This window comes from Vibrio sp. 1288 (genome assembly GCF_033344475.1).
Window position 1 is genome coordinate 1 of record NZ_JAWPOX010000878.1, and the last position, 576, is coordinate 576.

The following is a 576-nucleotide window of genomic DNA, read 5'->3' on the forward strand; positions in this document are numbered from 1 at the left end:
AACGCGCTCTGGTGTAAACAACTTACCCTCAGGGACATTAGCTTGAAACGGTTCAGACAACGCGGTATCGGTCGTGCCCGGATGCAATGCCAAGACCACGCCATTTTTAAGCGTGCGTTGCCATTCAATCGACATGGTTTTGAGAAACATGTTCAGCGCGGCTTTCGAGGCTCGATAACTGTACCAACCGCCAAGACGATTATCGCTAATACTGCCGACTTTGGCCGAAACAACCGCAAATTTAGGTGCACCACTGCGCTTTAAAAGTGGCGAGAAATACTTCGCAAGTAACATGCTTGGCAAGGTGTTAACAGCGATGTTTTGCAGAAAAAAGTCAGGCTCCACCATACTGAGATTTTTCTCCGGCCCCTTGTCTGGCGTATGCAGCATACCGACACAGTTGATCACCCAATCGATGCTGTTAACCGCTTGACTCAAATTCTTGACCTGCGTTTCATCCGTGACATCGACCTGGTGCCAAATCAAGGCTGAATGTTCATAATCAGGTGTTGTGCGCCGATAGGTCGCGTGAATTTGTGCCAGCGGAAAGCGCACTAGTGCTTCTTTGACCATCGC

General features: G+C 49.3%; 1 protein-coding gene. It reads right to left on the reverse strand.

What is annotated here, in order from left to right; all coding sequences use genetic code 11:
* On the reverse strand, positions 1 to 576 hold a 576-nt coding region (locus tag R8O11_RS29865; RefSeq protein WP_318195212.1), incomplete at both ends, for an SDR family oxidoreductase.